This is a genomic window from Sphingopyxis sp. MG (assembly GCF_002953155.1).
GTDB lineage: Bacteria > Pseudomonadota > Alphaproteobacteria > Sphingomonadales > Sphingomonadaceae > Sphingopyxis > Sphingopyxis granuli.
The window spans coordinates 898,254-915,589 of sequence record NZ_CP026381.1 but is presented as its reverse complement, the minus strand read 5'-3'; the positions used below and the strand labels follow the sequence as shown (position 1 = coordinate 915,589).

Annotated in this window: 15 protein-coding genes; all 15 read right to left on the bottom strand. The window is 69.9% G+C overall.

The genetic code is table 11. From position 1 onward, the window contains the following. Positions 1 to 41: 41 nt before the first annotated feature. Positions 42 to 1,298: a cell division protein FtsA gene (gene ftsA / locus C3E99_RS04205; protein ID WP_067113103.1), complete on the bottom strand. Its 1,257-nt coding sequence runs from the start codon at positions 1,296 to 1,298 to the stop codon at positions 42 to 44. A gap of 4 nt (positions 1,299 to 1,302) precedes the next feature. After that, positions 1,303 to 2,241 carry a cell division protein FtsQ/DivIB gene (locus C3E99_RS04200; protein WP_067113106.1) on the bottom strand — a complete coding sequence of 313 codons (939 nt, stop codon included), beginning with the start codon at positions 2,239 to 2,241 and terminating at the stop codon, positions 1,303 to 1,305. After that, entirely contained in the window at positions 2,238 to 3,161 is a 924-nt protein-coding gene (locus tag C3E99_RS04195) for a D-alanine--D-alanine ligase (RefSeq protein ID WP_076074605.1), read from the bottom strand. Before C3E99_RS04195 ends, C3E99_RS04200 begins: the two co-directional genes overlap by 4 nt. A gap of 154 nt (positions 3,162 to 3,315) precedes the next feature. Further along, positions 3,316 to 4,308 (bottom strand): UDP-N-acetylmuramate dehydrogenase, encoded by a 993-nt coding sequence (murB, locus tag C3E99_RS04190; protein WP_234002595.1) that lies wholly within the window; start codon positions 4,306 to 4,308, stop codon positions 3,316 to 3,318. Beyond that, positions 4,305 to 5,738 carry a UDP-N-acetylmuramate--L-alanine ligase gene (murC, locus tag C3E99_RS04185; protein WP_104959452.1) on the bottom strand — a complete coding sequence of 478 codons (1,434 nt, stop codon included), beginning with the start codon at positions 5,736 to 5,738 and terminating at the stop codon, positions 4,305 to 4,307. Before murC ends, murB begins: the two co-directional genes overlap by 4 nt. Next, on the bottom strand, positions 5,738 to 6,916 hold the full coding sequence (gene murG, locus C3E99_RS04180) for an undecaprenyldiphospho-muramoylpentapeptide beta-N-acetylglucosaminyltransferase (protein ID WP_076074598.1): 1,179 nt from the start codon (positions 6,914 to 6,916) through the stop codon (positions 5,738 to 5,740). The genes murC and murG overlap by 1 nt, the downstream gene beginning before the upstream one ends. 10 nt (positions 6,917 to 6,926) lie before the next feature. Next, the gene (locus C3E99_RS04175) at positions 6,927 to 8,144 is read right to left on the bottom strand and encodes an FtsW/RodA/SpoVE family cell cycle protein (RefSeq protein ID WP_104959451.1); all 1,218 of its coding nucleotides are present in this window, start codon (positions 8,142 to 8,144) and stop codon (positions 6,927 to 6,929) included. A gap of 148 nt (positions 8,145 to 8,292) precedes the next feature. Further along, the gene (gene murD / locus C3E99_RS04165) at positions 8,293 to 9,609 is read right to left on the bottom strand and encodes a UDP-N-acetylmuramoyl-L-alanine--D-glutamate ligase (RefSeq protein ID WP_067105565.1); all 1,317 of its coding nucleotides are present in this window, start codon (positions 9,607 to 9,609) and stop codon (positions 8,293 to 8,295) included. After that, positions 9,606 to 10,676: a phospho-N-acetylmuramoyl-pentapeptide-transferase gene (gene mraY / locus C3E99_RS04160; RefSeq protein ID WP_104959450.1), complete on the bottom strand. Its 1,071-nt coding sequence runs from the start codon at positions 10,674 to 10,676 to the stop codon at positions 9,606 to 9,608. The genes murD and mraY overlap by 4 nt, the downstream gene beginning before the upstream one ends. Then, positions 10,676 to 12,052 (bottom strand): UDP-N-acetylmuramoyl-tripeptide--D-alanyl-D-alanine ligase, encoded by a 1,377-nt coding sequence (locus C3E99_RS04155; protein WP_076074593.1) that lies wholly within the window; start codon positions 12,050 to 12,052, stop codon positions 10,676 to 10,678. The genes mraY and C3E99_RS04155 overlap by 1 nt, the downstream gene beginning before the upstream one ends. Further along, the gene (locus tag C3E99_RS04150; protein ID WP_076074591.1) at positions 12,049 to 13,488 is read right to left on the bottom strand and encodes a UDP-N-acetylmuramoyl-L-alanyl-D-glutamate--2,6-diaminopimelate ligase; all 1,440 of its coding nucleotides are present in this window, start codon (positions 13,486 to 13,488) and stop codon (positions 12,049 to 12,051) included. Before C3E99_RS04150 ends, C3E99_RS04155 begins: the two co-directional genes overlap by 4 nt. Continuing rightward, a complete protein-coding gene (locus tag C3E99_RS04145; protein ID WP_067105573.1) occupies positions 13,488 to 15,182 on the bottom strand; it encodes a peptidoglycan D,D-transpeptidase FtsI family protein in 1,695 nt (564 codons plus the stop codon). Before C3E99_RS04145 ends, C3E99_RS04150 begins: the two co-directional genes overlap by 1 nt. After that, positions 15,179 to 15,772 carry a hypothetical protein gene (locus tag C3E99_RS04140; protein ID WP_067105575.1) on the bottom strand — a complete coding sequence of 198 codons (594 nt, stop codon included), beginning with the start codon at positions 15,770 to 15,772 and terminating at the stop codon, positions 15,179 to 15,181. Before C3E99_RS04140 ends, C3E99_RS04145 begins: the two co-directional genes overlap by 4 nt. After that, positions 15,766 to 16,743, bottom strand: a complete 978-nt coding sequence (gene rsmH, locus C3E99_RS04135) for a 16S rRNA (cytosine(1402)-N(4))-methyltransferase RsmH (protein WP_067105578.1) — start codon at positions 16,741 to 16,743, stop codon at positions 15,766 to 15,768. The genes C3E99_RS04140 and rsmH overlap by 7 nt, the downstream gene beginning before the upstream one ends. After that, positions 16,740 to 17,240, bottom strand: coding sequence for a division/cell wall cluster transcriptional repressor MraZ (locus C3E99_RS04130; RefSeq protein WP_067105580.1), 501 nt, complete (start codon positions 17,238 to 17,240; stop codon positions 16,740 to 16,742). Before C3E99_RS04130 ends, rsmH begins: the two co-directional genes overlap by 4 nt. Positions 17,241 to 17,336: the final 96 nt, after the last annotated feature.

Genomic DNA, 17,336 nt, shown 5'->3' with positions numbered 1-17,336 from the left:
CCGGAATCACCCAAAAAATTAACCTTTCACGTTCGCTGCGATCAAAAGCTGCTTTTGAGCGCAGCCATCAACCGCTGGAGGATGCCGGCGCCCTTCGGGCGATAGATATCCTGCGCCATCATCGGCAGGTCCCGCAGGTCGACGGGGTCCGACGCGGCATAGAGAACCAGACCCGCCAGCGTCGCGAAAGCCGGTCCCGAGTGGGCATCGGGCAGGCCGTGCAAGCCGCGCGGCCGTCCGATGCGCGCGGCGCGGCCGAGCGCGCTCTGGGTATAGTCGGCGATGCCCTTGAGGTCGGCGCCGCCGCCGACCAGCACGACCTGCCGGCCCACCGGGCCGACGAAATGCAGGTCCTTGAGCGTCCGGCCGATCTCCCCCATCATCGTGTCAAGCCGCTGGCGGATCACCGCGACGAGCTGCGCGCGGGTGATGCGCGGCGATTCGCCGCCCGCGGGGGCGCCGGGATCGAGTTCGATCACCTCGTTATTGTCGCGCGGGCTGGCGGACGCGGAGCCGTAGAAGCTCTGGAGCCGCTGCGCCTGGCTGCGGCGGATGCCGAAGGCGGAGGCGATGTCGTCGGTGATGTCGCTGGCGCCGAAGGGCAGCGACGCCATCTCGACGAGCATCCCCCCGGCATAGAGCGACACGGTCGTCACCGACGCGCCGAGTTCGACGAGCGCGACGCCGAGGTCGCGTTCCTCGTCCGACAGGCAGGCGAGCCCGGCCGCGATCGGCGCGGCGACCACGGCGTTGACGTCGAGATGCGCCTGCCGCACCGCGACCTCCAGATTCCGCACCGGCGCGCCGTCGGCCATGATGATGTGGATGTCGACCCCCAGCCGGTCGGCGTGGAGCCCGATCGGGTTCTTGACCCCGGCGAGCCCGTCGAGCGTGTAGAGCGCGGGCTGCGCGTGCAGGATCATCCGCCCTTCCGGGTCGATGCCGGCGCGGCCCGCGGCGAGCAGGTCGTCGACATCCTCCTGTTCGATGCGGTGGCCGCCGAGTTCGCTCTCGATCGGCGCGACGTCGCTGATCAGGCAGCCGGCGGAGAAGGATACCCACACATCGTCGATGTTGAGTCCCGCGATGCGCTCGGCCTGCTCGATCGCCTCGCGCACGACATGCTCGGTCTGCTCCATGTCGGCGACATAGCCGCGCTGGACGCCGCGGCTCTCGCGCTGTCCGGTGCCGAGGACGTGCAGCTGGCCGTCGGCGGTCTGTCCCGCGATCAGCGCGCAGACCTTCCACGACCCGACATCGAGCGCGGTGATGATCTTTTCGATGCGCGGCGGCGCCATCGTCCTACCCCTCGTTCGCGGTGCTCGCCGCGACGGCATCGGCGGCCGCGCGCGCGGCGTCGAGCTTCGCGGGCGCCACCTGCCCCTCGTGCGGCAGGCGTAGCACGAAACGGCTGGGATCGCGCATGTCGAAGCGCAGGATGCCGCGGCCGAGCAGCCGGTTGGCGCCGTCCATATGCGCGAATTTGGCGAGCGCGCGCTTCGCCTCCGTCTCGCCTTCGGGCAGCGACAGCGTCTCGCCGCTGCGGAACCGCAGGTCCCAGCGGCGGTTGCCGACCCAGGTCGCGCCCGCCAGCAGTTCCTTGAGGCTGCTCGCCTCTGCCAGCAGCCGGTCGAGGTCCTGCGCGCGGCGGTTGGCGCTGGGGCCGATGACCAGCGGCAGGTCGGGCATGGTCGCGACCGAAACGGGTTCGAGGACGACGCCCTTTTCGTCGATCAGCGACAGGCGGCCCGCATTCTGCCAGATCGCGGCGGGGGAGCGCTCGACGATATCGACGACCAGCGTATCGGGCAGCCGCCGCGACACGCGCGCATCCTTGATCCAGCCATATTGCATCAGGTCGTGGCGCACCCCCTCCAGATCGACCGCCGCCATCGAGCGATCCTTCTGTGCGAGCGCGATGTCATAGACTTTCAGCCGGTCGATGCGGTCGGCGCCGACGACCTCGACCTTGCGCACCTGGAACCCCGCGCGGCCGACCGCCTGCGCCCATTCCTCCTGCACCTTTGCCGTGACCCCCGTCGCATGGGCGGCAAGTCCGGCGACCGCGAACAGGCTGAGGCCGATCGTCCAGTTGGCGATCCGCTGAAGCGTCGCGGGCCGCACCGGCAGCGCGTTGATGATCGCGTCGAGGCGCGAGGTCTGGACCCGCCTGCGCTTGCGCGGCGCCCGGACCGGGCGGCGCGGCGGGGCCTTGGCGCGCTTGATCCGCGTGCTGCTCACAGGGCGTCCTCCACGATGCGTTCGACCAGCTCGGCATAGTCGATGCCGATCGCCCGCGCCTGTTCGGGCACGAGGCTGAGCGGCGTCATGCCGGGCTGGGTGTTGACCTCGAGCAGATAGATGCCCGCCAGGCCATGTTCGTCGTCCCAGCGGAAATCCGAGCGCGACGCCCCCTTGCAGCCGAGGATGCGATGCGCCTGGAGTGCCAGGTCCTTCATCCGCTGCGCCACCTCTTCGGGCACGTCGGCGGGGCAGACATGCTGGGTCAGGCCGTCGGTATATTTGGCGTCATAATCGTAGAAGCCCGATTTCACGCGCAGTTCGGTGACGCCGAGCGCTTCGTCGCGCAGCACCGCGACGGTCAGTTCGCGCCCCTTGATGAAAGGTTCGGCCAGCAGCCGGTCGAACGCCTGCCACGGCCCCACGGCGTCGCGCGCGATCGGGTTGCCGTAATTGCTGTCGTCCCTGACGATGGCGACCCCGACCGACGAGCCTTCGTTGACGGGCTTCAGCACATAGGGACGCGGCAGCGGGTCGATGGAAAAGAGGCTTTCGCTGTCGACCATGGTCCCCGCCGGCATCGGAACGCCATGCGGCACCAGCGCCTGTTTCGTCAATTCCTTGTCGATCGCGATCACCGAGGTGACGAGGCCGCTGTGGGTGTATTTCAGGCCCATCAGGTCGAGCATGCCCTGCACCGTCCCGTCCTCGCCCGGCACGCCGTGGAGCGCGTTGAACACGACGTCGGGATTCGCCTCTGCCAGCCGCTGCGCGACGTCGCGGCCCATGTCGATGCGCGTCACCCGGTGCCCGCGCGATTCGAGCGCGTCGGCGATGCCCTTGCCGCTCATCAGCGACACCTCGCGCTCGGCGGACCAGCCGCCCATCAGCACGGCGACATGCCAGGGGCCACGAGTCATCGGAAAGTCCTCCCCGCTTGCGGGGAGGTGGCAGGCGCGAAGCGGCTGACGGAGGGAGCTATCGCGGCCCGCCGACGCTGTTTGAGGACGCCAGCCCCCTCCACCGCTTTGCGGTCCCCCTCCCCGCAAGCGGGGAGGATTTTGATTGCCACGCTCACGTCTCCACTCCCACGCGCTGAATCTCCCATTGCAGGTCTATGCCGCTGTTCGCCTTCACCCGGCGGCGCACCTCTTCGCCCAGCGCCTCGATGTCGGCGCTGGTCGCGGTGCCGGTGTTGATGAGGAAATTGGTGTGCTTTTCGCTGACCTGCGCGCCGCCGACCGTGAGCCCGCGGCAGCCGGCCGCGTCGACGAGCTGCCACGCCTTGTGCCCCTCGGGATTCTTGAAGGTCGAGCCGCCGGTGCGCGAACGCAGCGGCTGCGACGCCTCGCGGCTCGCCGATATGCGGTCCATCTCGGCCTGGATCGCCCGCGGGTCGCCGGGGCGGCCGCGAAAGGTCGCGCCGATCACCACCGCGCCCGCGGGCAAGGCGCTGTGGCGATAGCTGTAGCCGAGGTCGGCGAGCGGCAGGGTGCGGCGCTCGCCGGAGCGCAGCACGACCTCGGCCTCGACCAATATGTCCTTGACCTCGCTGCCGTATGCGCCGCCGTTCATGCGCACGAAGCCGCCGACGGTGCCGGGGATCGAGCGCAGGAATTCGAGCCCCGCGATGCCGGCGTCGCGCGCGGTCGAGGAGACGAGGATGCCCGAGGCGCCGCCGCCGCAGCGCAGCGTCGTCGCATCGACCGCCGCGACCGTCGCGAACGCCTTGCCCAGCCGCACGACGACGCCGGGGAAGCCGCCGTCGCGGACGATCAGGTTCGAGCCGAGTCCGAGCGCCATGACGGGGATCGCGGGGTCGAGATCCCGCAGGAAGGCGGACAGGTCGTCGGCATCCTTCGGCTCGAACAGCCAGCCGGCGGGACCGCCCGCCTTGAACCAGACGAGCGGCGCCAGCGGGGCATCGGGGGTGAGCTTGCCGCGGACATTCCCAAATGCCGTTTGCCCTGAGCCTGTCGAAGGGCCGATCTTCCCTTTTTCCTCCGCACGAGAAAAGGACTGTCCTTCGACAGGCTCAGGACGAACGGCTTTGGGATCGGACGTCATGCCTGCCCCTCCACCGCCGCCGCCAGTCCTGCCGCGATCTTCGTGATGTCGCCCGCGCCGAGGCAGATGATCCGGTCGCCGGCGCCGATCTGCCCCGCCGCGATCGCCCCGGCGACCGTCGCGGCGAGCGCCGCGGCGTCGGGGACGAAGGCGACGTCGCGGTGGCCGCGGTCGCGCAGCCCCTCGACGAGCGCCGCCGACGTCACCCCCTCGATCGGCGCTTCGCCCGCCGCGTAGACCGGCAGCGCATAGACGATGTCGGCGTCGTTGAACGCCTGCTGGAACTCGTCCATATGGTCGCGAAGACGTGTAAATCGGTGCGGCTGGACCACCGCGACGACGCGCCCCATCCCCGCGCCCTCGCGCGCGGCGGCGAGCACGGCGCGGATCTCGACCGGGTGGTGGCCGTAATCGTCGATCACCGTCACGGCGCCGCCGTCAGCGGCGATCTCACCGACGCGGGTGAAGCGGCGCTTGACCCCCGCGAACCCCTCGAAGCCCGACACGATGCGCGCATCGGGCACGCCCATGTGCAGCGCCACCGCGACCGCCGCGAGCGCGTTCTGGACATTGTGGCGGCCCGCCATCGGCAGGTGGATGCCCTCGATCGTCCGGCTGCCCCCGTCGCGGTCCCGCACCACGACGTCGAAGCGGTTGCCGTCGGGTCCCGGCGTCACATTGGTGCCGCGCACGTCGGCCTGCGCGGAGAAGCCGTAGGTGACGATGCGGCGGTCGCGGATGCGCGGGATGATCGCCTGCACCTCCGGATGGTCGAGGCAGAGCATCGCGGCGCCGTAGAAGGGCACATTCTCGATGAACTCGACGAAAGCCGCCTTGATCGCGTCGAAGCTGCCGTAGTGGTCGAGATGTTCGGGGTCGATGTTGGTGACGACCGCGATCGTCCCGTCGAGGCGCAGGAAGCTGCCGTCGCTCTCGTCGGCCTCGACCACCATCCAGTCGGACGCGCCGAGCCGTGCGTTCGAGCCATAGCTGTTGATGATGCCGCCGTTGATGACCGTCGGGTCGATCCCGCCCGCATCGAGCAGCGCGGCGACGAGACTGGTGGTCGTCGTCTTGCCGTGCGTCCCGGCGATGGCGACGGTCGATTTGAGCCGCATCAGTTCGGCAAGCATCTCGGCGCGGCGGACGATCGGCACGCGCTGCGCGAGCGCCGCCTCGACCTCCGGATTGCCGCGCTGGACCGCGGTCGAGGTGACGACGACCGCGACCCCCTCGACATTTTCGGGGGCGTGGCCGATCGCCACCTTGATCCCGCGCTTGCGCAGCCCCTCGACGACATAGGATTCGGCGATGTCGCTGCCCTGCACCTGATAGCCGAGGTTGTGCATCACCTCGGCGATCCCCGACATGCCGATGCCGCCGATGCCGATGAAGTGGATGATGCCGATATCGGTCGCGACGCCGCGCATCAGTTCGCCTCCCGCGCCGCGGCGACGCCGCTTGCCGGTGCGCGCTGGGCGCTGGCGCCGACGCGGATCACGTCCATCAGCGGCGGCGGCGCGAAGGATTCGACGAGGTCGGCGAGGTCACGCGTCGCGTCAGGCAGGCCGCAGCCCACCGCATGTTCGGCCGCCGCTTCGAGCGCGCCGGGTTCGAGCGCCATGCGCTGGATATGCTTGGCGACCGCGGCGGGGGTGAAATCCTGCTGCGCGAAGGCGATAGCGCCCCCCGCCTCGACCAGGTCGACGACGTTCCAGCGCTGGTGATCGTCCATCGCGTGCGGATAGGGGACGAAGATCGCCGGGCGGCCCGCGCAGGCCAGTTCGGCGACGGTCGAGGCGCCGGCGCGGCCGATGAACAGATGCGCCCAGCGCAGCCGTTCGGGCAGGTCGGCGATATAGGGCGCGCATTCGGCCGCGACGCCGAGTTCGGCATAGCGGGCGCGCACGCCCTCGATATCCGCCTCGCGCGCCTGCTGCACGACCTGGAGCCGTTCGAGCAACGCGGGGGGCAGCATCGCGATCGCGGCGGGCACGACCTCGCTCAGCACCGTGGCGCCGAGGCTGCCGCCGACGACGAGCAGGCGGACGATGCCGTCCTCGGGCAGCGGCGGGAAGCCTTCCTCGCGGATCGCGACGATCTCCTCGCGTACCGGATTGCCGGTGAGGTGGCGCTTCATCGCCTGCTTTTCGGGGAAGCGGTGGATGTTGCGGTAGGCGACGGCCACCGCGTCGACGCGCGGCGCCATCAGCCGGTTGACGCGGCCGAGCACCGCATTCTGTTCGTGGATCACGCGCGGCCGCCGCGTCGCCCCCGCGGCGAGCAGGCTGGGCAGCGAGGGATAGCCGCCGAAGCCGACGACGACGGCCGGGTCGAATTCGCCGATCAGTTCGATCGCCTGCCGGCGCCCCTTGCGGATCGCCAGCGCCGCCTTGACCCAGCCGACGGGGCCGCCGTGGACGCGGCCGGCGGGCAGCACATGCGTTTCGAGTTTGGCGGGCGCGCCCGGAATCCTGAGGCCGCGGTCGTCGCTGACCAGCGCCACGCGGTGCCCGCGCGCGATCAGTTCGCCCGCCAGCGCATAGGCGGGCAGCATATGGCCGCCGGTGCCGCCGGCGGCGAGGAGGAAGTGGCGGGTCGCGGTCATCGGCGGGCGATCATTTCTTGTTCCAGTTGCGGGTCAGGGACACCCGCGCGGCATAGGGGTTCCGCCGGGTCAGCGACAAGAGCAAACCCATGCCGATCGACAGCGCGATGAAGGAGGAACCGCCATAGCTGATGAAGGGCAGCGTCATCCCCTTCGACGGGAAAAGCTGGGTGTTCACCGCCATGTTGATCGTCGCCTGCCCCCCGAACTGCGCGATCAGGCCGGCGACGGCGAGGATCAGGAAGCTGTCCTCTTCGTCGAGCAGGCGGACGAGGACGCGGACGATGATCGCGAGATAGAGGACGACGATGGCAAGGCACGCGATCAGCCCGAATTCCTCGCCGATCACCGAGAAGATATAGTCGGTGTGCGCCTCTGGCAGCTTGAACTTGGCGAGCCCGGCGCCGGGGCCGGTGCCGATCAGCCCGCCGGCGGTGATCGTCGCATGCGCCTTGTCCTCCTGAAAGCTGTCGCCTTCGCCGAACAGCCAGCTGTTGATGCGCTGGGTCGCGACCGAATAGGTGAAATAGGCGACGACCAGCCCTGCGAGCCCGCCGGTGGCGAGCAGCACGATGATCCGCATCGAAAGCCCCGCGACCATCACCAGCACCAGCCAGGTACCGATGAAGATGATCGTCTGCCCCAGGTCGGGCTGTCCCATCAGCAGCACCCCGATGATGCCGGTCAGGACGAAGGAGAGCGGCACGACCGGCAGGCTTTGGTCGTGGAGCCGCAGCGACAGGATCCACGCGAGCGACACCGCGAAGAAGGGCTTGAGGAATTCCGATGGTTGCAGCCGGAACATGCCGCTGCCGAGCCAGCGCTGCGCCCCGTTCACCGAGGCGCCGATCAGAGGCACCAGGAACAGCAGGATCAGGAAGGTCAGCGTGCCGTAGATGGCGAAGCGCCGCGCCTGCGGCTTGGGCAGCATCGACACCGCGAGCATCACCGGCACGCCGACGATCACCCACATCAGCTGGCGGTAGAAATAATAGAGCGGATCGAGGCTGGCGGTCGTCGTCGACAGTTTCTGCGCCGCGACCGGCGAAGCGGCGGCGACGGCGACCAGCCCGACCGCGACCAGCATCGAGACGAGGAGCAGCAGCACCCGGTCGATTTCCCAGAACCACAGGCCGAGCGGCGTGCGGTCGGCGCGGCTGAGCCGCGGCCCGCGGCGCTTCGCCGTCCGGGTCGTCGCCGCGATGACGGGTCGTTCGGTGGCGTTCATGCTGTCCGGCTCCCCACTCATGCCCTGGCCAACACCGGGCGGGCACCTGCCCCGTCCGTTCGCGTCGAGCGAAGTCGAGACGTCCATCGGCCGTGCACGACTTCGCGGCGTCTCGACTTCGCTCGACACGAACGGAGATGAAAGGCCGTCATTCGCCAAGCGCCAAAACGGCCGCGCGGAACGCGTCGCCGCGCTGCTCATAATCCCCGAACTGGTCGAAGGAGGCGCAGGCGGGCGACAGCAGCACGACGTCGCCCGGCCGGACGGCGGCGGCGGCCTGCGCGACGGCGGTCGCGAGGTCGCCCGACCGTTCGACCGCGATGGCGTCGCCGATCTCGACCGCGAACGGGTCCATCGCCTCGCCGATCAGATAGGCGCGCCTGACGTTGCCGAACCACGGGCGGCAGGCGGCGAGCCCGTCGCCCTTCGCCCGCCCCCCGGCAATCCAGTGCAGACGCTGGTCCGGCGCCGGCGGAAAGGCCGCCAGCGCCGGTGCAGCGGAAGCCGCGTTGGTCGCCTTGCTGTCGTTGTACCAGCGGGCGCCACGGGCTTCGCCGACCCATTCCATGCGATGCGGGAGCGCGGTGTAGGTCGCGAGCCCACGCTCGATCTGTTCGTCGTTCAGCCCCAGCACGCGGCACACCGCGATCGCGCAGACGGCGTTCTGTGCGTTGTGCGGTCCCTGCAGCGCGGGCCAGCGCGCCTGGTCGGCGGGGTCGATATCCTTTGCCGACACGCGGTGGAGCCGATGCGCGACGCGCCCCGCGATCATCCGCGACGGATCGTCGTCGACCGCGATCACCGCGACCTGATCGGGGGTCTGGAGCGCGAAGAGGCGCGCCTTCGAGGCGGCATAGCTTTCGAAACCGTCGTAGCGGTCGAGATGGTCGGGCGTGATGTTGGACAGCACGGCCACGTCGCAGGCGAGGCTGCTCGTCAGGTCGATCTGATAGCTCGACAGTTCCAGCACATAGACGCCGACGCCGTTTTCATTTGGCGACAACGGATCGCGCGTCAGGATCGGCAGGCCGATGTTGCCGCCCATCAGCGCCGGGATCGCCGCCGTCTGGAGCATATGGGTAATCAGCGCGGTGACGGTCGACTTGCCGTTGGTGCCGGTGATGCCGACGACCTTGTGCGGGGGCAGATCGGCGCGCGCCTCCGCGAACAGTTCGACGTCGCCGATGACCGGCACGTGCGCCGCGCGCGCATGGTCGGCGATCGGATGGCGGTTGAGCGGCACCCCCGGCGAGACCACGACGCCCGCGAAACCGGCGAGGTCGATCGCCAGCGGATCGCCGATGTCGGCGCCGAGCGCCATCGCCGCGTCGCGCGCGTCGGCGCGGTCGTCCCACGCGGTGACGCCCGCGCCGCCGGCGATCAGCGCCTCGACCGTGGCGAGGCCCGAGCGCGCCAGCCCGAGCACCGCATAACGGCGGCCGGCGAAGGCGCGCGCGGCGATCATCGCAGCTTGAGCGTCGCGAGCCCCGCGAGCGCGAGGACGATCGAGACGATCCAGAAGCGGATGACCACGGTCGATTCGGGCCATCCCAATTGCTCGAAATGATGGTGAATCGGCGCCATGCGGAAGACGCGCCGCCCGGTGCGTTTGTACCAGAAGACCTGGATGATCACCGACAGCGCCTCGGCCACGAACAGCCCGCCGACGAGGACCAGCACCAGTTCGTGCTGCGCGGTGACGGCCATCGTCGCGAGCGCCCCGCCCAGCGCGAGGCTGCCGGTGTCACCCATAAACACCGCCGCCGGCGGCGCATTGAACCACAGGAAAGCCAGGCAAGCGCCGATGATGGCCGCGGCGAAGATCGCGAGCTCGCCCGCCCCCGGCACGTGCGGTATGCCGAGGTAGCCCGCGAACTTCGCATTGCCCGACAGATAGACGATGACGAGGAAGGTCAGGCTGGCGATCATCACCGGAAAGGTCGCGAGCCCATCGAGCCCGTCGGTCAGGTTCACCGCATTGCCGAAGCCGACGATCAGCACCATCGCGAAGACATAGAAGAAGGGCCCGAGCGGGATGGTGACGTCGCTGAAGAAGGGCAGATAGAGGTCGGTGCCGGTGCGCGACACGATCAGCAGCACCGCGACCGCCGCGATGCCGAATTCGATCGCCAGCCGCACGCGCCCCGGAATGCCGCGATGGCTCGACTTGGTCACCTTGTCGAGGTCGTCGAGGAAGCCGACGAGCGCGAAGCCGCCGGTGACGAACAGGCAGGCCCAGACGAAGCGGTTCGACAGGTCCATCCACAATAGCGCCGAAACCATCAGCGAAATCAGGATCATCAGCCCGCCCATCGTCGGCGTGCCGCGTTTCGCCAGATGGCTTTGCGGGCCGTCGTCGCGGATCGGCTGTCCCTTCCCCTGCCGCATGCGCAGCATCAGGATGAAGCGCGGCCCGATCCACAGCCCGATGATCAGCGCGGTCGCGACGGCGGCGCCCGAGCGGAAGCTCAGGTAGCGGATGAGGTTGAGAGCCCCGGGAAAGCCAAGCCATTCCGCCAGCCAGTATAACATCAATAGTCCCCGTTGGTCAGCGCCGTGACGACATGCGACAGGCCGACGCTGTTCGATCCCTTGACCAGCACGACGTCGCCGGCGCGGATCACGTCCTTCAGCCGCGCGGTCGCGTCCGCGTGGGCGGGCACATGCTCGAAATCGACGCGCCCCTCAAGCGCTTTGGCGAGCGGCGCCATCTCTTCGCCGACGAGCAGGGCGAACTGCACTCCCGCCGCGACGAGCGGAGCGGCCAGCCCTTCGTGATAGGCGGCGCCATCGGGGCCGAGTTCCTTCATGCTCCCCAATATCGCCACCTTGCGCCCGGCGGATTCGTCGCCGAGCAGGCCGATGGTCGCCGCCATCGAAGCGGGGTTGGCGTTATAGCTTTCGTCGATGACCCGAATCTCGCCGCCGGGCACCGCGACGCGGTGGCGTGCGCCGCGTCCCGCGAGCCCGCCCATCTCGGCAAAGGCGAGCCCCGCCGCGGGCAGATCGCCGCCGACCGCCTTGACCGCCGCGAGCACCGCCAGCGCGTTCGACACCCAATGCGCCCCCGCCTGCGCGATGGTGAAGCAGAGCAGCGCATCCTGCACCTGCGCCGTGACCAGCGAGCCGCCCTGTCCGTCGGGCAGCCAGTCGACCGCGCGCACGTCCGCGCCCTCGCCGAAACCGAAGCTGACGATGTGCGCGGCATGCTGCTCCGCCTTCGCGCGCAGCCGCGCATGATGCGGGCTGTCGAAGGGGATGATCGCGGTGCCGCCGGGTTCGAGCCCCTCGAAAATCTCGCCCTTGGCGTCGGCGATCGCCGCTTCGCTGCCGAAATATTCCATATGCGCCGGGGCGATGGTGGTGACGATCGCGACGTGCGGGCGGACCATGCGGGTCAGCGCCGCAAGTTCGCCTTCATGGTTCATGCCCATCTCGAAGATGCCGAAGTCGGCGGCCCCCGGCATGCGCGCGAGGCTGAGCGGCACGCCGACATGGTTGTTGTAGCTCTTGACCGAGCGATGCGCCTTGCCGGGGCGGAAGCGGTCGAGCGCCGCGAACAGCGCCTCCTTCGTCCCCGTCTTGCCCGCCGATCCGGTGACGCCGACGATCCGGGCATGGCTGCGCGCACGCGCCGCGATGCCCAGCGCATTCAGTGCCGCCGCGCTGTCGGCGACGCGGACGTGCGGATGGTCGATGGCGGTTTCGCAGACGATGCCCGCGGCGCCGGCGACGATCGCCTTGTCGATGAACTTGTGGCCGTCGGTCGCCTCGCCCTTCATCGCGATGAACAGGTCGCCCTTTGTCACCTCGCGCGAATCGAAGGCGACGCCGTGCACGGTGAAGTCGGCGCTGGCGGTGCCGCCGGTGGCTGCGGCGATGGCGCGCGCGGTCCACAGCGGGGTCATGCCGCCGCCTCCCGCGCGACGGCGACGTCGTCGAAGGGGATGACGCGCGCCGCGGCGCCGCTGCCGACGATCTGCCCCTGCTCGTGCCCCTTGCCCGCGATGCAGACGATGTCGTCGGCGCGCGCCTCGGCGATCGCGGCGGCGATCGCGGCGCGGCGGTCGCCGATCACGCGCGCATCGGGCGCGCCTGCCGCAATCGCGGCGCGGATGGCGGCGGGGTCCTCGCCGCGCGGATTGTCGTCGGTGACGATCAGCACGTCGGCCCCGGCGGCCGCCACCCGGCCCATCTCGGGCCGCTTGTCGCGGTCGCGGTCGCCGCCGGCGCCGAAAACGAGGATCAGCCGCCCGCTCGCATGCGGGCGCAGCGCGTCGAGCGCCGCCGCGATCGCGTCGGGCGTGTGGGCATAATCGACATAGACCGGTGCGCCCGCGCGAGTGATCGCCGCGCGTTCGAGGCGGCCGCGCACCGGCTGGAGACGGGCGAGATTGGCCAGCGTCTGCTGGACGTCGCCGCCGGTCGCGATGACGAGCCCCGCCGCGACCAGCGCATTGGCGGCCTGATAGGCGCCGATCAGCGGCAGCGTGACCTTCTGCGCGAGCGGCCCCGCGGCGATCGTCAGCGACTGGCCGAGCTGGGTCGGCTCGCGCGCGACGAGCCGCAGCGTCTCGCCCTCGCGCCCGACCGTCAGAATCCGCAGGCCGCGCTGCTTCGCCTCATACTCCGCGGCCGCCGACCACAGATCGTCGGCCCAGATCACCGCGACGCCGTCCGGATCGACCACCTCGCGGAACAGCCGCATCTTCGCGGCCAGATAGGCATCCATGTCGCCATGATAATCGAGATGGTCGTGGCTGAGGTTGGTGAAGGCGGCCGCCTTCACCGGCACCCCTTCGGTGCGATACTGGTCGAGGCCGTGGCTCGACGCCTCGAACGCGGCGTGCGTCACGCCTTCCGCGGCGAGCCCCGCCATGTTCGACAGGAAGGTCACGATGTCGGGCGTCGTCAGCCCGGTCGAGGCGCTGTCGTTCGAGGTGGTGATGCCCAGCGTGCCGATCGAGGCGGCGTGGAAGCCCGCCATGCGCCAGAGCTGGCGCGTCATCTCGACCGTCGAGGTCTTGCCGTTGGTGCCGGTGACCGCGACGCAGGTCGCCGGAAAGCGGTGGAAGAAGCGCGCCGCGATGTGCGCGAAGGCGCGCCTTGGGTTGGGGTCGGCGATGTGCACCGCGCCCGCCACCGTCGCCCCCGGCCGCGCGACCACGGCGATCGCGCCGGCCGCGATGGCGGCGGGGATGAAATCCTCACCGTTGAACCGTTCGCCGGCGAAGGCGCCGAAGATCGTGCCCGGCGCGACCTTGCGGTGGTCGATGGCGAGCCCGGTGACGACCGGGTCGGCACCCGAGGGGCCCGGCGGGTCGAGGAGCGCCGAGAGACGCATCAGTCCGCCTTCCCGCCCTTCCAGAGCAGCGGCGTCAGTTCGGACACGTCGACGTCGCGGCTTTCGTCGGGGAAGACGCCGAGCATCGGCCCCGCGCGCATCACCACTTTCCGGACCACCGGCGCGGCGGTCCAGCCGGCGGTGCGCTGCCCCGAGCTGAAGGCGTTGCCCTTCGGCTCGTCGATCATCGCGAGGACGACGTAGCGCGGATTGTCCATCGGGAAGGCGGCGGCGAAGGTCGAGACGAGCGAATGGCGGCGATACCCGCCCGCGCCCGGCTTTTCGGCGCTGCCCGTCTTGCCGCCGACGCGGAAGCCGGGCGCGTCGGCCTGGCGCCCGGTGCCGTCGGACACGATCAGGCGGAGAAGCTGGCGCATCCGTGCGCTGGTCGACGCCTTGAACACGCGGCGCCCCTGCGGCGGCGCCTTGTCGCCCAGCTTGAGGATTGTCGCCGGGCGCCAGATGCCACCGTTGACGAGCGCCGCATAGGCGCTGGCGAGGTGCAGCGGAGTCACCGCGATGCCGTGGCCGTAGCTGGTCGTCATCGTCGTCAGCCGGCCCCAGTCGCGCGGCCACAGCGGAAACGCCCGTTCCTTGATGTCGATCCCCGGCCGCTTGTCGAACTCGAGATTGCGGAACAGTTCCTCCATCTTCTCGCGGCCGAGCTGGTCGGCGATCTGCGCGGTGACGACGTTCGAGCTGTGGATCAGCGTTTCGGGCACGTTGAGCCAGCGGCCCATGCTGTGCGAATCGCGGATGCGGAATCCGGCGATCGCGAGCGGCCGGGTCGCGTCGTAGCGCTTCGCCATGCTGGTCACCACGCCATTGTCGATCGCCGCCCCGATCGACAGCGGCTTGAAGGTGGAACCGAGCTCGTAGAGGTTATAGGTCACCGCGTTGCGCCGCGCGCCGCCGTTGTCGGGCGCCAGCTTGTTCGGATTATAGGTGGGCAGCGAGGTCATGGCCAGCACTTCGCCCGTGTGGACGTCGAGGATCAGCCCGGCGCCGCCGATCGCCTCCAGATTGGCGACGGCGTTCGACAGCTCGCTTTCGAGTACGCCCTGCACGCGCGCGTCGATCGACAGCGCGAGCGGATCGCCGCGCGTCGCCTTGTCGGTCAGCCGTTCCTCGAACGCGCCCTCGACCCCGGTGACGCCCTGCCCGTCGGCGTTGGTGAAGCCCAGCACGTGCGCGGCGAGCGAAAGCTGCGGATAGAGCCGCTCCTTCTCGCGCGGGAAGTCGAACCCGACATCGCCGATCGCGTTGACCGCGGCGACCTGATCGGGCAGCGCGCGGCGGCGGATATAGGTGGGACGCGGCCCGTTCAGCTTTGCGAGCAGGTCCTCGCGCGGCATGTCTGGAAAGATCCGGTGCAGCTCGTCGGCCAGATAGGGCCGGCTGTTGAGCAGCTTCGACGGCACGACACGGATCGAATAGCCGTCGATCGTCCGCGCCAGCGGCACGCCGTTGCGGTCGACGATGTCGGCGCGCGCGGGCACGAAGGTCGCCGATCCGTTGCGGTGCCCGGCGGAAGTGTCGAACAGCGCGAAATAGACGAGCCGCACCGACACAAGGAAAAAGGCCGCCATGAACAGCAGCATCAGCATCATCAGACGCTGCTGCGCGGTCAGCAATATCTGCTGCCGCACCCCCGCGGTCCGTACCCGGGTCGGTCGGACGACCAGCGTGTTCATTGCGGCGTCTTGCCTCCCGCCGCTTCGCGGGCCGCCTGACGCTTGAGGTCGGCGAGCGTCGATTCGGTGAGGAGCTGGTCCTCGATCATCTTGAGCTGTTCACGCCGCCGCGTCGGCGCCATGTGTGGCAGCGCGTCGCTGCGCACCGCGCTGTCCGCCTGCGCGAGCACGACGGGCTTTTCGGCGGCGGGCCGCGCGGCGGCCGGCGGGGCGGGCGCGGCTTCGGGCGTGCCGACCGGGCTGACCATCGCCATCAGCACCGGCGCGACCTCGTTCGCGCCGCGCGCGCGCGGCAGGCGGTCGATCGAGGCGAGCTGCGTCTCGCTCGACAGATATTGCGACGCCGAGGGCGCCGAATAGCCGAAGGTGTCGGCGTTCCACTGTTCGAGCTGGCGCATCGACGCGCGCACCGCCAGTTCGGATTCGAGATAGCGGATATTGTCGCGCGTCCGGTCGATCTGCTTTTCGATGCGCGACAGTTCGCTGCGCGTCGCCGCGACCTTGAGCGACACGGGGTAGAGCATCATCGCGAAGACCAGCACCAGCAGGACCAGGCCGATCCCCTGAAGCTTGCGGGCCGCCATCAGCATGACATCGCCTCCTTCGTCATCGTCGCGGGCCAGGCGGGCGCCGCCGTCCGCACCGCGCTGCGCAGCGTCGCCGAACGCGCGCGCGGATTGCGCGCCTCTTCGGCCTTGCCCGGGCGCAGCTTGCGCGCGGGCGGGTGGAAAGTGGCGGCCCGCGCCGAAGGAAGAAGCGCGGGCCGGTGGCGCGAACCGCCGGCGTCGCCGCCGCTGCGTTCGCGCAGGAAATTCTTCACGATGCGATCCTCGGTGCTGTGAAAGCTGACCACCGCAAGACGGCCGCCGGGACGCAGCACGCGTTCCGCCGCCTCCAGCCCCGCGACCAGTTCGTCGAGTTCGCCGTTGATGTGGATGCGGATCGCCTGAAAGCTTTTCGTCGCCGGGTCCTTCGGCGCGCCCGGCGGATGCCGCAGCGCCTTGCGGATCACCGCCGCGAGTTCGCCGGTGCGCGACAGCGGCCGCGCGGCGACGATCGCGCGCGCGACGCGGCGCGACTGGCGCTCGTCGCCATAATGATAGAGGACGTCGGCGATCTCGCTCTCGTCGGCGCGGTTCAGCCACTCGGCGGCGCTTTCGCCCTCCTGCGCCATGCGCATGTCGAGCGGGCCGTCGGCCTGAAAGGAAAAGCCGCGCGTTTCGCGGTCGAGCTGCATCGACGACACGCCGATGTCGAAGGCGATGCCGTCGATCGCATCGATCCCGCGCGCCGCGAGCAGGCGGTCGATCTCGCCGAAACGGCCGTGAATCAGCGTCAGCCGGCCGCCGGCCTCGTCGACCAGCGCCTGCCCCTCCGCGATCGCATCGGGGTCGCGGTCGCAGGCGATCACCTCCGCCCCCGCCGCGAGCATCGCGCGGGTATAGCCGCCGGCGCCGAAGGTCGCATCGACGTGCCGCTCGCCCGGACCGATGGCGAGCGCGGCGACGACCTCGTCGCGCAGCACCGGATCGTGGCGAGGATCGCGGGGAAGCCCGGTCACTTGCGCGCCCTCCCCTTCGTTTCGGCCCAGGCGGCCGCGAGCCGCTTGAGCACCGGATCGGCCTCGGCGCATTCGGCAAGCGTCGGCAGCCACCAGATTTCGAAGCGGCGACCCGATCCGACGAAGGCGGTCGCCCCCGCCTCTCCGACGCGGTCGCGCGCGGTGAAGTTGGGGAGGAAGCGCCCGCTGTCGTCGAGCGTATAGGCCTCGGTATAGCTGAAGCGCTTCTTGAACGCCTCGTCCTCGTCGAAGTCGAGATTGCGGGCGAGCGCGGTGTCGCGATCGCGCTCGATCTCGTCGGAGAGGCGGTCGTACTGGTCCTGCCCATAGGCGACCAGGCAGGGCAGCTTTTCATGGAAGCCGACCCAGAGCACGCGCTGACCGTCCGCATTGAGGGGCACATTGTTGCGGAACTGCGAAGGGACGGCGATCCGCCCCTTGCCATCGATCGCGGCGAAGTTGGTGCCCGAGTATCGTCCGGGCGTTACAACCGCCATCGCTGCAGCCCCTGTTTCTCGCGCCTCCGGGCAAAACTTCCCTGATCCCGAAATCGCAAGGATTCCGGGTCGAATGACTCAGGCGGAGATTGCCCC